The sequence below is a fragment of the Mycobacterium sp. SM3041 genome (assembly GCF_039668335.1).
Taxonomy (GTDB): Bacteria; Actinomycetota; Actinomycetes; order Mycobacteriales; family Mycobacteriaceae; genus Mycobacterium.
The window spans coordinates 60,951-75,179 of sequence record NZ_JAYXBQ010000050.1; the positions used below are offsets into that span (position 1 = coordinate 60,951).

Here is a 14,229-nt window from a genome sequence, read left to right on the forward strand (position 1 = left end):
GTTAGCAGATTCCCAGCAGCTACGTGGCCGTTCAGCAACCAACCGCAACGAAGAAGCCCCGGCGTGCAGAGCACGCCGGGGCTTTTCGTAGAAGAGCTGGACCTAGAAGTCCATACCGCCCATGCCACCGGTCGGGTCGCCGGCGGGAGCCGCGGCCTTCTCCGGCTTGTCGGCGACGACGGCCTCGGTGGTGAGGAACAGCGCCGCGATGGACGCCGCGTTCTGCAGCGCCGAGCGGGTGACCTTGACCGGGTCGGCAACGCCGGCGGCCAGCAGGTCCTCGTAGACGTTGGTCGCGGCGTTCAGGCCGTGACCCGAGGGCAGGTTCGACACCTTCTCGGCGACGACGCCCGGCTCCAGACCACCGTTGAAGGCGATCTGCTTCAGCGGAGCCGACAGGGCGACACGCACGATGTTGGCACCGGTGGCCTCGTCACCCTCGAGCTTCAGCTCGTCGAGAGCCGGAGCCGACTGCAGCAGGGCCACGCCACCACCGGCGACGATGCCCTCTTCGACGGCGGCCTTCGCGTTGCGAACGGCGTCCTCGATGCGGTGCTTGCGCTCCTTGAGCTCCACCTCGGTGGCAGCGCCGGCCTTGATGACGGCAACGCCACCGGCCAGCTTGGCCAGGCGCTCCTGCAGCTTCTCGCGGTCGTAGTCGGAGTCGCTGTTCTCGATCTCGCTGCGGATCTGGGCCACGCGGCCGGCGATGGCCTCGGAGTCACCGGCGCCCTCGACGATGGTGGTCTCGTCCTTGGTCACGACGACCTTGCGGGCGGTGCCCAGCAGGGTGATGTCGGCGGTGTCGAGCGAGAGGCCGACCTCTTCGCTGATGACCTGGCCACCGGTGAGGATCGCCATGTCCTGCAGCATCGCCTTGCGGCGGTCACCGAAGCCCGGGGCCTTGACGGCGATGGACTTGAACGTGCCGCGGATCTTGTTGACCACCAGGGTCGACAGGGCTTCGCCCTCGACGTCCTCGGCGATGATCAGCAGCGGCTTGCCCGACTGGATGACCTTCTCCAGCAGCGGCAGCAGGTCCTTGACGGTCGAGATCTTCGACGAGACGAGCAGGATGTACGGGTCCTCGAGGACCGCTTCCTGACGCTCGGCGTCGGTCACGAAATAACCCGAGATGTAGCCCTTGTCGAAGCGCATGCCCTCGGTGAGCTCCAGCTGCAGGCCGAAGGTGTTGGACTCCTCGACGGTGATGACACCCTCGTTGCCGACCTTGTCCATGGCCTCGGCGATCAGGTCACCGATGGACTGGTCACCGGCCGAGATACCGGCGGTGGCAGCGATCTGCTCCTTGGTGTCGATCTCCTTGGCGGACTTCAGAAGGCTGGCCGTGACTGCTTCCACGGCCTTCTCGATGCCGCGCTTCAGGCCGAGCGGGTTGGCGCCGGCCGCGACGTTGCGCAGGCCTTCGCGAACCAGGGCCTGAGCCAGCACGGTGGCGGTGGTGGTGCCGTCGCCGGCGACGTCGTCGGTCTTCTTGGCGACTTCCTTGACCAGCTCGGCGCCGATCTTCTCGTACGGGTCCTCCAGCTCGATCTCCTTGGCGATGGACACACCATCGTTGGTGATCGTGGGGGCGCCCCACTTCTTCTCCAGGACGACGTTGCGACCCTTGGGGCCCAGCGTCACCTTTACCGCGTCGGCGAGGGCGTTGAGCCCGCGCTCGAGGCCGCGACGGGCCTCTTCGTCATACGCAATTGTCTTGGCCATTGCGAAGTAATTCCTCCGGTTGGGAATTGCACGTCTTTGGTCAGGCGCAGCGCCCGCGACGGACGGCCTGGGCTGTGCTCGCAGATGCGGCCCAGGCCTCACTGTCCCGACCTAGCACTCACCTATCGAGAGTGCCAAGGTTGTTTTTAGCACTCTCCATAGGCGAGTGCAAGGTCGTTCGCCATTCGCGAAGCGCGCGACTCCCAGCCGAATCAGGAGGCGGAGCGATACCGCGCCACTTGCGCCGCGAATTCGTCGAGCAGGCGCAGCGATTCGTCCGTACCCAGCGAGGGCAGGCGCAGTCCCAGCTGCCCGAAGCCGAGTTCTTCGGCCGTGCTCCAGTAATCGGGCTTGATGGGCGCGCCGAACATCGCCAGCGGGACGTCATATCCGGCGTCGGCGCGGAACTGGGCCACCCGCTTCGCCAGGACGTCCCTCGGTTCCGCGACCGAAATCCAGCCCGCGCCGTGGCGGATCACCCGTTTGACGGTGGCCTCGGAATTGCCGCCGACATAGATCGGCGGGTGCGGCTTCCGGACCGGCTTGGGGCGGGAGTACGCCGGATCGAAGTTGACGTACGTGCCGTGATACTCGGCCGGCTCGGTGGTCCACAACGCCTTGACGGCTTCGATGCTCTCGTCCAGGCGGGCACCGCGGGTCTTCGGGTCCGTGCCGTGGTCGCGCATCTCCTCGAGGTTCCAGCCCGCACCGACGCCGAAGACGAAACGTCCGCCGGAGATGAGGTCGACGCTCGCGGCCTCCTTGGCGCAGTGGATCGGGTCGCGCTGGATCAGCAGGGCCACGCCGGTGACCAATTCGATGGTCGACGTCACCGCGGCCGCCGCCGCGAGGGTGACGAAAGGATCGAGGGTGGAGTAGTACTCCGGCGGCAGGTCACCGCCCATGGGGTACGGCGTCTCGCGGCTCGCCGGGATGTGACTGTGCTCGGCGACCATGAGCGAGGCGAATCCGCGGTCCTCGATCGCCCGCGCCAAGGTCACCGCATCAATGGTGTCGTCATCGACGAAGGTGGCGATTCCGAACTTCATGCGGCCGACGCTACTCCCGACGCGGCCGGAGCCCGTCCATCATCAATCCGATCACCCGGTCGGCGGCGTCGGCGTTGTAACGCTGCGCGGCGTTCGCCGCCACGAGCAGCGTCTTCACATCCGAGGGCGTGACGTCGGCACGAACGGCGCCGGCACCTTGCGCGGCGGCCAGCAGCTGGCCCAGCAGCGCCAGGAATTCCTCTTCGACATCGGGCACCAGGGCGTTGACGTCGATCCCGAGACCGGCGAGCGCGTCGACCAGCCCCTGGTCGGTTTCGCCCCACCGCACCATCGAGCGCAGGAAGTCGAACAGCGCCTCGCCCGGCGCGTCCGACGCCAAACACGCCCGGCCGGCGCCCATGACGACTTCCAGCCGATCCTCGATGACCGCGCGGTAGAGATCGTCCTTCGTCGGGAAGTGCCGGTAGACGGTGCCGGCGCCGACACCGGCCCGTCGGGCGATCTCGTCGATCGGCACCGAGAGCCCTTCGTCGGCGAAGGTTTCGTAGGCGACTTCCAGCACGCGAGCGCGGTTCCGGGCCGCGTCGGCCCGGAGCGGCCTCTTCGGTTTGCAGATCATCATGCTCCCGGGAACAAATAAAACGGGGCGACCGTTCCGGATAAGTGAAGCATCCGGGGCGCTCGCCCCGGTTCAAGCCCAGGCTACCGAGGAACCGTCATGACCAAGTGGACTACCGCCAACATTCCCGACCAGACCGGACGCACCGTCGTCATCACCGGCGCCAACACCGGCCTCGGCTACGAGACCGCCTCGGCGCTCGCCGCCAAGAACGCACACGTCGTGCTCGCCGTCCGCAATCTCGACAAGGGCAAGGACGCCGTCGACCGCATCCGGCAGGCCACGCCTGACGCCGACGTCGTCCTCCAGGAACTCGACCTCGGTTCACTGCAGTCGGTTCGGGAAGCCGCCGAACAACTGAAGTCCGAATACCCGGTGATCGACCTGCTGATCAACAACGCCGGCGTGATGTGGACGCCGAAGCAGACCACCGCCGACGGCTTCGAGATGCAGTTCGGCACCAACCACCTGGGCCACTTCGCGCTGACCGGACTCCTGCTCGACCAGCTCCTGACCGTGCCCGGCTCGCGCGTCGTGACGGTCAGCAGCCTGGGCCACCGGATTCGCGCCGCGATCCACTTCGACGATCTGCAGTGGGAGCAGCGCTACAACCGGGTGGAGGCCTATGGCCAGTCCAAGCTCGCCAATCTGCTGTTCACCTATGAACTGCAGCGCCGGCTGACGGGCGCCGAGACCGTCGCCCTCGCCGCCCACCCGGGCGGCTCCAACACCGAGCTGGCGCGGCACGTGCCGCTGCCGCCCGCCGTCCTCTCGCCCATCGCGGAGCGGTTGTTCCAGAGTGCCGCCATGGGCGCTCTGCCCACCCTGCGCGCCGCGACCGATCCGGCCGCGTTCGGTGGCCAGTACTACGGCCCGGACGGGCGGTTCCAGCAGACCGGCCACCCGAAGGTCGTCGGCTCGAGCGACCAGTCCCACGACACCGAGCTGCAGCAGCGGCTGTGGGCGGTATCCGAGGAACTGACCGGGGTGACGTTCCCGGTCTGAGCAAAAGAAGTCCTGTGGGTTGTGCGACAGGAGGTTTCGCACAACCCACAGGACCTGTTGGCGTCCCGGTTCCAGCGACCTCAGTAGCCGATGTTCAGCAGGCCGTTGCGCCCGTCGCCCACGGTGACGACACCGCCGCTTCCGTCACCGATGTTGACGATGCCAGTGCTCCCGTTGCCGATATTGGCGATGCCGGTGTTGCCGTTGCCCAGGTTCAGGATGCCCTTGTTTCCGACACCGAAATTGAGGACGCCGGTGTTGAAGGCGCCGCCGTTGAGCACGCCGTCGTTGCTGCCAGGTCCGAGGTTGATGCCAGAGTCGGCGGAAGCCGCACCTGCGCCGAGCAGCGCCATTGTGCCGGCACCGACCACTGCCGCTCCCCACAGGACGGTTGAACGGATCATCGACATGACTTCTCCTTCGCTAGCCTGAATGTGGATGAACCAAGAGTAGACAGTGGTCGAGCAAATGAGAAGCAGTTTCAGCAAATAACGCTACTTGCTTACGCGAATCCGCAGGCTGGCACTGGCAACAAGCTCACGCGAACGCCTCGCAATGGGCGCCCATCGCCAATATTCATTCAATCTGACTAATTTCCAACATTATTCACACCAGCATCGATCCGCGAGTATTTACGATCCGAACGAATTTCCAACAGCATGATCAGCAGACTCGCTCGCTACGGTCGCAAATACAACGACGATGGCAAATACCACATACGGCTTTCCATTTACGCCAATGAGTAAATGAGTAACGCCTTCGGGCCCTCGAGTTGATTTGCTACGGAGTGCGACATCCCCTCGCTCAGTCCCGTGGCCCCGGCGACCCTCAAACATCCCCGAAGCCCCCCTGCCACGGCTCCGAGTCGCGACCGACGTCGTCCCGCGAGGGGCCTCCGCACCCCAGAGCGCGCCGGGTCAGTTGCGCATCGCAGAACTGAACGTGTTCTAGATTTCCCCCACGCAGCAACCCTGTCGACCGCCCTACGACGGACCACAACTGTCGAGGCCCAGCGCCGGCGCATCGCCAAAATATGCACGACAGCCGACTTTCCCGCAGGTGAGAATGACTTTTTCAAGATCGTCCCGGTACCCGCGGTCCGCCGATATGAACGGACGCACACTTTCCTCAAGATGTTCACAGCCTGCGATTACGGGTGTTAGTCTCGCCACGTTTATTGACGGGGGTGGTGTTTCTCACACCCGACGCGCGAGGAGGATCGTGGGCAAGCACAGGGCAGTGGGGACGAACAGCTGGTGGAGTGCGGCAGGACCGCTCGCAGCCGCAGGGTTGACGAGCGCGGCCTTCGCCAGCGCCGGTGTCATGCTGCTGCTGGGGCCCGATTCCCCGACGATGCAGTCGGTGACGGCGGACATCCGGCTCGTCAACACCGAGAGCGCCGGCGGCGACAGCGGCGCCAAGTCGGGCACTTCCGGCGCAAGCAAGGCGACCGACGGCAAGACCAAGAACCCGAACAAGCCCAAGCCGTCGACGAAGCCTTCCACGAAGCCGTCCACGAACCCGAAGCCGTCCACCGAACCCGGTGGCACACCGTCGTCCGGCACCACGACTGACACCCCGCGCACCCCACGCCAGCAGGCGCAGGACCGGATGCGCCAGTACGCGGACGATGCCCGCAAAGCCCTGAACGACCTCGCCAAGGGCGTCAAGCCGCCGAAGCACGCCGCCCCCGGTACCGGCAGCGACTCGGGCGCCGGCACCGCCAAAAACGGCACCCAGCAGCCCCGGCACTCCCGGGGTCCGCGGACAACCGGCGCCCAGAAGCCCGACACCGCGGACAAGCCGAATGCCACCTCGGCGGTCGGCCCCAAGCAGCCCCATACCGGCGCAACCACCGGGCACAACGCCACCGAACCGGGCACCGCGGCGGGCGCCACGACCCCGGCGACGCCGACCGGCCCGTCCACGTCTGCGGCGGCGACCCCGGGGACCGGGGCGGTCATCACGGCCCCCACAACCAAGACGTTCAACCCCATCACCGGCCTGCTGTCGGCGGTCGGCCTTGGCACGATGCTCGCCCCCGACGCGCCGACCCATCCCGACCAGATGCCCGGCGTCTGGGCCGTGATGGCGTGGGTCCGCCGCCAGGTCGAGTACGGCACCCCCAAGCGGTTGCACCCGAGCGCCCCGCACTCGGTGGCTGCCACCGCCCCGCCCGCGGGGACCAACCCGCTGGGCGCGGTCAACCCACTCGCGGCAACCGACCCGAAGGCCGCGCCCGCTCCCCTGGGCGCGGTCAACCCGCTCGCCGCCATCAACCCGCTGGCCGCGGTCAACCCGCTGGCCGCGATCGGGCCGCTGGCCCTGCCGACGTTCGTCGACCCGACGGTGATCGTCGCCAACTGGATTTACCAGAACGTGCACTTCGGCGTGCAGGCCTGGATCAACAGCCCCATCGGCTTCGTCGTCGACACCGGAATCAACCTGTTGGCCGGCCAGTACCTGATCGGCAACGGCGCCAACGGAAACCTGATCAACCCCAACGGCGGCAACGGCGGCCTGTGGTTCGGCGACGGCGGTAAGGGCTACTCGAGCGGCCTGCCCGGAGTAACCGGCGGTAACGGCGGCAATGCCCGCGGCTTCGGTAACGGCGGCTCGGGCGGCGCCGGCTACTCGGGCTTCGGCATCTTCACGCCGACGGCCGGCGGCAACGGCGGCAACGCCGGAGGCATCGGGCACGGCGGCGTCGGCGGCAAGGGCGGCGACGGTGCCAATGGCGCCGACGGCCTTGCGGCGCTGGGCCAGAACGGCGGCAACGGCCAGACCGGCGCCAACGGCGGCGACGGTGGCAATGGCGGCCACATCTTCGGCATCGGCGGGCGCGGTGGCGCCGGCGGGAAGGCCGGCAACGGCGGTCACGGTGGCTCGGGTGTCCTCGGTGGCGGAGCTCTCGGCGGCGGCGGAAACGGTGGCGACGGCGGAAACGGCGGTGTCGGTGGCAAGGGCGGCAAGAAGGTCGGGTTCATCGGCTCGGTCGGCGCCGGCGGCACCGGTGGCGCGGCCGGATTCGCCGGCAATGGCGGCAACGGTTCCGACGGCAGCTCGTCGCTGATCCCCGACGGCGGCAAGGGCGGTGACGGCGGCAATGCCGGCACCGCGGGCATCGGCGGCTTGAACGGCAGCGGCACGAAGCGGGCCGCGACCGGCAACGCCAGTGCCACCGGCGGCAACGGCGGTAAGGGCGGCAACGGATTCGACACCATCACCGCGATCGGTGTCGCGGGCAACGGCGGCGCCGGCGGTAACGGCGGCTCCGGCGGGACCGCGGGCAATGGCGGTAGCGGCGGCGCGGGCGGCACCGGTGGCAACGGCGCCAATGGCCTTGCCGCACTTGGGGAGAACGGTCCCAACGGCGGCCACGGCGGCGCCGGCGGCAACGGTGGCGCGGGCGGTACCCAGTCCGGCAACGGCGGCAAGGGTGGCGCCGGTGGCGACGCCGGCAACGGCGGCAGCGGCGGTTCGGGTGTCCTCGGTGGCGGAGCCCTCGGCGGCGGCGGAAACGGCGGCATCGGCGGTAACGGCGGCGGTGGCGGCAAGGGCGGCGCCGCGGCCCACGGCACCGTGGGGGCCGGCGGCCAGGGTGGCGCAGCCGGTAATGGCGGCAACGGTGGCAATGGCTCTGACGGCAGCTCGTCACTGATCCCCGATGGCGGCAAGGGCGGTAACGGTGGCAATGCCGGCACCTCGGGCGTCGGCGGCTTCAACGGTGCGGGCGTCAGCCAGGCCGCGAATGGCGCGGGTGGCAACGGCGGCAACGGCGGTAAGGGCGGCAACGGGTTCAACACCATCACCGCGATCGGCGTCGCGGGTAACGGCGGTGCCGGCGGCAACGGCGGTTCCGGCGGATCCAACGGCAACGGTGGCAGCGGCGGCGCGGGCGGCATCGGCGGTAGCGGTGCCGATGGCCTTGCCGCACTTGGGGAAAACGGCCCCAACGGCGGCCACGGCGGCGCCGGCGGCATCGGTGGTGCCGGTGGCACCAATGCCGGCAACGGTGGTAGCGGCGGAACCGGCGGCGCCGGTGGCAGCGGCGGTTCCGGCGGCTCGGGCGTGCTCGGCGGCGGGGCCCTCGGCGGCGGCGGCAAGGGTGGCAACGGCGGTAACGGCGGCGCCGGAGGCAAGGGCGGCGCGGCCGCCCACGGCACCGTCGGGGCCGGCGGCCAGGGCGGTGCAGCCGGTAACGGCAGCAACGGCGGCAATGGCTCCGACGGCAGCTCGTCGCTCATTCCCGACGGCGGCAAGGGCGGGGACGGCGGTAACGCCGGTACCTCGGGCGTCGGCGGCTTCAACGGCGCGGGCGCCAACCAGGCCGCCAGCGGCGCGGGTGGCAACGGCGGCAACGGCGGTAAGGGCGGCAACGGGTTCAACACCATCACCGCGGTCGGCGTCGCGGGTAACGGCGGAGCCGGTGGCAACGGCGGCTCCGGCGGATCCAACGGCAACGGTGGCACCGGCGGCGTCGGCGGCAACGGTGGCAGCGGCGCCAATGGCCTTGCCGCACTTGGGGAGAACGGCCCCAACGGCGGCCACGGCGGTGCCGGCGGCAGCGGTGGCGCGGGCGGCACCAATGCCGGTAACGGCGGCACCGGCGGGGCCGGCGGCAATGCCGGTAACGGTGGCAGCGGTGGCTCGGGTGTTCTCGGCGGCAACACCGGCGGTTCCGGTGGTGCGGGCGGCAATGGCGGCGCCGGCGGCAAGGGCGGCGCGGCCGCCCACGGCACCGTCGGCAACGGCGGCAAGGGTGGCAACGCCGGAAATGGCGGGACCGGCGGCGCCGGCTCGGACGGCATTTCGTCGATCCAGCGCAACGGCGGCACGGGCGGTACCGGTGGTGCCGCCGGCAACGCCGGGGCCGGTGGATTCAACGGCGCCGGCCTCAGCCAGGCCGCCGGCGGCCTGGGCGGTAACGGAGGTGACGGCGGCAAGGGCGGCAACGGCTTCGACGCCCTCACCATCCTGGGCACCGCCGGTCGCGGTGGCGACGGCGGTGCCGGCGGTGCGGGTGGCCTGACCGGCAACGGCGGCGCGGGTGGCGCCGGCGGTACCGGTGGCAACGGCGCCGACGGGACCATCGGGGCATCGCTGGGAGCCACCGGCCTGTCCGGCACCAGCGGTGGTGCCGGCGGTAACGGTGGCGTCGGCGGCGCGGGCGGCACGGTCTCGGGCGTCGGCGGCGCGGGCGGTGTCGGCGGCACCGGTGGCACCGGCGGAAACGGCGGCGTCGGCGGCCTTCCGGCTTTCGGCTCCAACAACGCGGCCGGTATCAGCGGCGGCGGTGGCTTCGGAGGCACGGGTGGCGCCGGCGGCGCCGGTGGCAACGGTGGTGCCGGCGGATTCTCCGCGAACGGCATCGACGGAGCCGGCGGCAATGGTGGCGTCGGCGGCAATGGTGGTATCGGCGGCGACGGCCAGGACGGCGCGAACGGCATTCCGTTCATCAACGGCAACGCCGGTGCCACCGGCGGCGTCGGTGGCCACGGCGGCGCCGCAGGCGCCGGCGGTAATGGCGGCTCCTCTGGCGACAACGTCGGTGGTGTCGGCGGTAACGGTGGCGTCGGCGGTGCCGGTGGCACCGGTGGCGACGGCGGCAATGGCTACAACGACAACATCACCCAGTGGGGCAACGGTGGCAATGGCGGAGCCGGCGGCACCGGTGGTACCAGTGGCAATGGCGGTAACGGCGGCACCGGTTCGATAACCGGCGCCGGCGGCAACGGTCCCGCTGGTGGTGCGGGCGGCGCGGGCGGTTCGGGCGGCGCCAACGGCGGCCACGGCACGCACGACGGCACCGACGGCGCCACGGGCGCCGGCGGCGCCAGTGGTTCCGGCGGCACCGGCAACCCGGCCGGCGGCTCCGGAGTCCTGATCTAGCCACGAATGACGAATGCGGTGTGGCGCCGGTCGGCGCCAAACCGCATTCGTCTGTTCAGGACGGCCCGTGCCGTCACCTGCGCAGGTCCAACAACTCCTCCTGGAACCCGCCGAACCGTCGGCCCGGTTCGACGAGATGCACTTCGAGAATCCAATGACATTGCCGCCCTTGGGAATCCAGTCGCCGCATCGGCAGGTCCGAGCCGGGCGCCACATAGGAGTCGATCTCGTGGCCACGGATCTTCTCGTGTGGAAACTCCCCGACGAGGTGTCCGGCGATCGCGCCACCGAACTCCCAGCCGGCAGCGCGACTCAACCCGACGACGTGGTCGAACAACTGCGCGCCGGTGATGTCCGGGGTCGACTCGAAGTGCGCCCGCGCCGCTTCCCACACCTTCGGTAAGTCGTTGCGCAAGGCCAACTTTCGTGGATCGTCACCGAGCACAAAGGTACGGCCGAAGTCGGCTTCCCACTCTTCGAAGAGCGGGCCGAGGTCGACGAACACGATGTCGTCGTCGGTGATCACCCGGTCGGGCGGATTGTCCCGCGCGGTCGCGAGCGTGTTCTCGCCGCCATGGACGATCCGCTTGTGCCAGTGCCGGGTGACGCCGAGGATTTCGGCCGCCAGATCACGGATCTCGTCGGTCACCTGACGCTCGCCGACGCCCGGCCGGATCAGCCCGCGTTCTTCGATGGCGGCGAACAGTTCCGCCGCTTTGTCCTGAGCATCCAGAAGCCGCGCGGCGCGCATGCCCTCGTCAAACTTCTCCACCGCACCGATGCTAGGCGGGCCGCACGAACTCCCACCCGGCCGCCCGCATATCGGCGATGGCCCCGGCGTAGCCGGCCGCGGTACCCGACCCCGGGTGGTTCATGTGGGAGATGACGATGGAACCGGGCTGCGCTCCAACGACATTCGCGCGCACCCGGCCCGCGGGCAAGGTGGCGCCGCAATCACCGTTGACGCTGAACCCGAGCGGCTGCAGCCCCAGGTCGCGCACGATCTGCACGGCGACGTCGTCGTAGTGCGCGGTGCCGGGCCGGAACCAGGTGGGTGCCCGGCCGGTCAGTGCGGTGAGCTTCAGCTGGTTGCCCCACACCTCGTCGACGACCTCGGCGGCCGACCGCGTGCCGGCGATGCCGTAGGCGGCCCGGCCGGTCACCGACAGCGGCACATGACGGGTGCCGTGGTTGCCGATCTCGAACAGCGGGTTGGCGGCCAGCTGTGCGGCGCGGTCGGGGTGCTGGTCGATCCACCGGGAATTGAAGAAGAGCACCGCGGGCACGTTGTTGCGCTGCAACGTGTCGAGCAGCGCGTCGTCGACTCCGCCGCGGCAGGCGTCGAACGTCAGCGCGAGCTGGCGCCCGCGGGCCGGCATCGACGTGACGATCCCGGGCAGCGCCATCCCCCATTGCGTCGGCACCCGGCGCGTGTACTGGCCGGCGACGGCGCTCGGATCCTGCGCGGCCACGCTCGGCGCGGCCAGCGCCAGCGAACCGGCAGCTGCGGCCCCAGCAGCCAGGAAGGCGCGTCTGGTTATCACCGCACGGACGCTAGGCCGGGACTCTGAACAACGCGTGTCCGCAGCCTGTGAGTTCGCCCCGAACCGCGTGAACGGCGGGCCGTCCTATGGTGAGAGTCGAGGAGCCAGACGCTCGATGGCCACCAGGAGTCGATCATGTCGTTGGTAGTACCGCCTTATCCCCCGGCCCGGTACACATCCGCTCAACCAGAAGTCAGTGCCACGCTGCGGCGCGGTGACGAGCCGCCCGACTACGACTCACACGGCGTGATCCAGTACCACTACCTCGCGAACCAGAAGAAGACCGCGGGCGACTACGGCCTGTACCGCGTCGACATCGTGCCGCGCGGCGGTGGCCCGGGCCCACATTTCCACCGCGCCATGTCCGAGGCGTTCTTCGTGCTGTCCGGCACCATGACGCTGTACGACGGCACCGACTGGGTGCAGGCCGGCCCCAACGACTTCCTCTACGTCCCGCCGGGTGGCATCCACGGTTTCCGCAACGAGGCCGACGAGCCTGCGTCGGTTCTGATGCTGTTCGCCCCGGGTGCACCCCGCGAGGCCTACTTCGAGGGGTTCGGCCAACTCGCCGACATGACGGACGACGAACGTCGCGAGTGGTTCATCAAGCACGACAACTTCTTCGTGGAATAACGCCCGGCGGCCGGGCCTCGGACCGGCGTTCCTCTCGAGCCGTGCACATTGAGTCATTTGTCTCTACCGGCCAGTAACACAAACATCCCATGATGTGCGTTGCCGTCAATATTTGTTCGATCCGTGATCGAACCGACGGAAAAGTCAGGTAGACGCTGCCGCCACCATCCGGCCGCAGCGAATGAGAGGAAACCCATCTTGCACGCCGCCGTTCGATCGTCCGTCCTTTCCGGAGCCACCCTGCTGACGGCGGGAGCCATCGCAGTCACTCCCGTCCAACCACTGGCCCACATGCCGTCGCTCCCGTCGATCAGTCACGCGGTGTCGACTGCCGCCGTCAACCTGACCAGCAGTCCGTTCGACCTGTACGGCCAGGTTTTGAAGACCGCCGCCGGCAACCTGCAGGCCGACGTGAAGTCCTACCTGGACATGGGGCTGTTCCCGATCCTGCGTCAGATTCTGACCAACCAGGTCGGCACCATGACCGGTCTGGTCAACGCCCTCGGCGAGAGCGGCAAGGCCGTGGCCACGGCGCTGACCAAAGAGGTGCCCGGCTACCTCGGGGCCGCGTTCAGCGACCTCGGCAAGGCCAACGTCGAGGGCGCGCTCAACAACCTCCAGCTGGCGATCGTGCTGCCCATCTTCGCCGCGATCAACCCGATCGGGCCCCTGCCCAAGGCCCTCGGCAACCTGATTTCGCAGCCGCTGCAGAGCGTCATCAACATCGCCAACGATCTGCCGAACATCATGCTCGAGCTCGGCGTCGGCCTCATCGGACCGGTCGCCAGCACCCTGGGCGCCATGGGGACCGCCACGCAGAACGTCATCAACGCGATGAAGGCCGGCGACCTCGGCAAGCTGGCGACCGCCGTCATCCAGGCGCCCGCCACCGTCATCGACGGCCTGCTCAACGGTGGCTACGGCCCCAACCTCGGTGCGCTGCTGGGACTCAACATCCCCGGCTTCAACATCTACGGCGGCGGCCTGTTCGGCGGCGGGGCAACCGTCCCCGGCGGCACCACGATCGCCGGTACGGTGCAGGCCATCGTCGCCGTCGTGAAGTCGATCCTCAACGACATCACCCCCGCCAAGCCGGCTGCGGCTGCCGCAACGACCACCACCAAGGCCGTCTCCGATATCGCCGCCGTGCCCTCCACCACCGCCACGACGGTGACGCTGAGCACCGCCGCGGCGACGAAGGCCGGCGCGACCGACACCGCGAGCACCGACAAGGTCAAGGCGACCGGCTCGACGAGCGAGTCGACCGGTTCGGCAACCGAGGGCACGACCAAGGCCGGTGAGACCAAGGCCGGCGAGACCACCGGTTCGACGAGCGACGGCGCGTCCACCGGCACCGACGGCAAGGCCACGGACTCGACGTCGGCCGGTGGCACCAAGACCGGTGACAGCAAGACCGGCGACACCAAGACCGGCGACACCAAGACGGGTTCCAGCTCCAGCTCCAGCAGCTCGGGCTCGTCGTCGTCCTCCTCGTCGTCGTCCTCGGGCAGCGATGGCACCAAGACGACCACCCCCGGCCGCAAGGGCCATCAGGGCAAGGCGGGCTCCAACTCCGGCTCGAGTGCCGGTGCCGGCGCGGGTTCGTCGTCGACCTCCTCGGGTTCGGCGTCCGGATCGGACTCGGGTGCCAAGGCCGGCAGCACCAAGGGCGGCAGCACCAAGGCCGGCAGCACCAAGGGCTCGCACACCGGCTCGAAGAGCAAGTCGAAGTCGCACAGCGCGGCCTGACGCGTGAGACCGGTCGGCGGCGGCGGATTTTCCGTCGCCGCCGACTTTC

Annotated in this window: 10 protein-coding genes; 4 read left to right on the forward strand and 6 right to left on the reverse strand. The window is 69.3% G+C overall.

The genetic code is table 11. The annotated features are described in order from the left end of the window. Nucleotides 1–102: 102 nt before the first annotated feature. The 3 genes from groL to VXD91_RS17440 form a co-directional block, all read right to left on the reverse strand. Nucleotides 103–1,728, reverse strand: coding sequence for a chaperonin GroEL (groL, locus tag VXD91_RS17430; protein ID WP_346415957.1), 1,626 nt, complete (start codon nucleotides 1,726–1,728; stop codon nucleotides 103–105). Between the two features lie 212 nt (nucleotides 1,729–1,940). Next, complete coding sequence (locus VXD91_RS17435) at nucleotides 1,941–2,777, reverse strand: LLM class F420-dependent oxidoreductase (RefSeq protein ID WP_346415959.1); 837 nt, start codon at nucleotides 2,775–2,777, stop codon at nucleotides 1,941–1,943. A gap of 10 nt (nucleotides 2,778–2,787) precedes the next feature. Next, a complete protein-coding gene (locus VXD91_RS17440; RefSeq protein WP_061000350.1) occupies nucleotides 2,788–3,354 on the reverse strand; it encodes a TetR/AcrR family transcriptional regulator in 567 nt (188 codons plus the stop codon). Between the two features lie 102 nt (nucleotides 3,355–3,456). On the opposite strand from VXD91_RS17440, the gene VXD91_RS17445 reads away from it, so the two are divergent. Next, the gene (locus VXD91_RS17445; protein ID WP_133425436.1) at nucleotides 3,457–4,362 is read left to right on the forward strand and encodes an SDR family NAD(P)-dependent oxidoreductase; all 906 of its coding nucleotides are present in this window, start codon (nucleotides 3,457–3,459) and stop codon (nucleotides 4,360–4,362) included. Nucleotides 4,363–4,442: 80 nt separating this feature from the next. Here the strand turns inward: VXD91_RS17445 and VXD91_RS17450 are convergent, their stop codons facing one another. Then, nucleotides 4,443–4,850, reverse strand: a complete 408-nt coding sequence (locus VXD91_RS17450; protein WP_237162736.1) for a pentapeptide repeat-containing protein — start codon at nucleotides 4,848–4,850, stop codon at nucleotides 4,443–4,445. A gap of 733 nt (nucleotides 4,851–5,583) precedes the next feature. On the opposite strand from VXD91_RS17450, the gene VXD91_RS17455 reads away from it, so the two are divergent. Next, nucleotides 5,584–10,254, forward strand: coding sequence for a PGRS repeat-containing protein (locus tag VXD91_RS17455; protein ID WP_346415960.1), 4,671 nt, complete (start codon nucleotides 5,584–5,586; stop codon nucleotides 10,252–10,254). Between the two features lie 73 nt (nucleotides 10,255–10,327). Here the strand turns inward: VXD91_RS17455 and VXD91_RS17460 are convergent, their stop codons facing one another. Both VXD91_RS17460 and VXD91_RS17465 read right to left on the reverse strand, forming a co-directional pair. Then, entirely contained in the window at nucleotides 10,328–11,005 is a 678-nt protein-coding gene (locus tag VXD91_RS17460; protein ID WP_318986667.1) for a M24 family metallopeptidase, read from the reverse strand. A 31-nt stretch (nucleotides 11,006–11,036) separates the two neighbouring features. Then, a complete protein-coding gene (locus VXD91_RS17465; protein WP_346415961.1) occupies nucleotides 11,037–11,798 on the reverse strand; it encodes a polysaccharide deacetylase family protein in 762 nt (253 codons plus the stop codon). A gap of 135 nt (nucleotides 11,799–11,933) precedes the next feature. Here VXD91_RS17465 and VXD91_RS17470 point away from each other — a divergent pair, with 135 nt between their 5' ends. Beyond that, nucleotides 11,934–12,431 (forward strand): cupin domain-containing protein, encoded by a 498-nt coding sequence (locus VXD91_RS17470; RefSeq protein WP_318986625.1) that lies wholly within the window; start codon nucleotides 11,934–11,936, stop codon nucleotides 12,429–12,431. A gap of 198 nt (nucleotides 12,432–12,629) precedes the next feature. After that, nucleotides 12,630–14,180 (forward strand): hypothetical protein, encoded by a 1,551-nt coding sequence (locus VXD91_RS17475; RefSeq protein WP_346415962.1) that lies wholly within the window; start codon nucleotides 12,630–12,632, stop codon nucleotides 14,178–14,180. The last annotated feature ends 49 nt before the right edge of the window (nucleotides 14,181–14,229 follow it).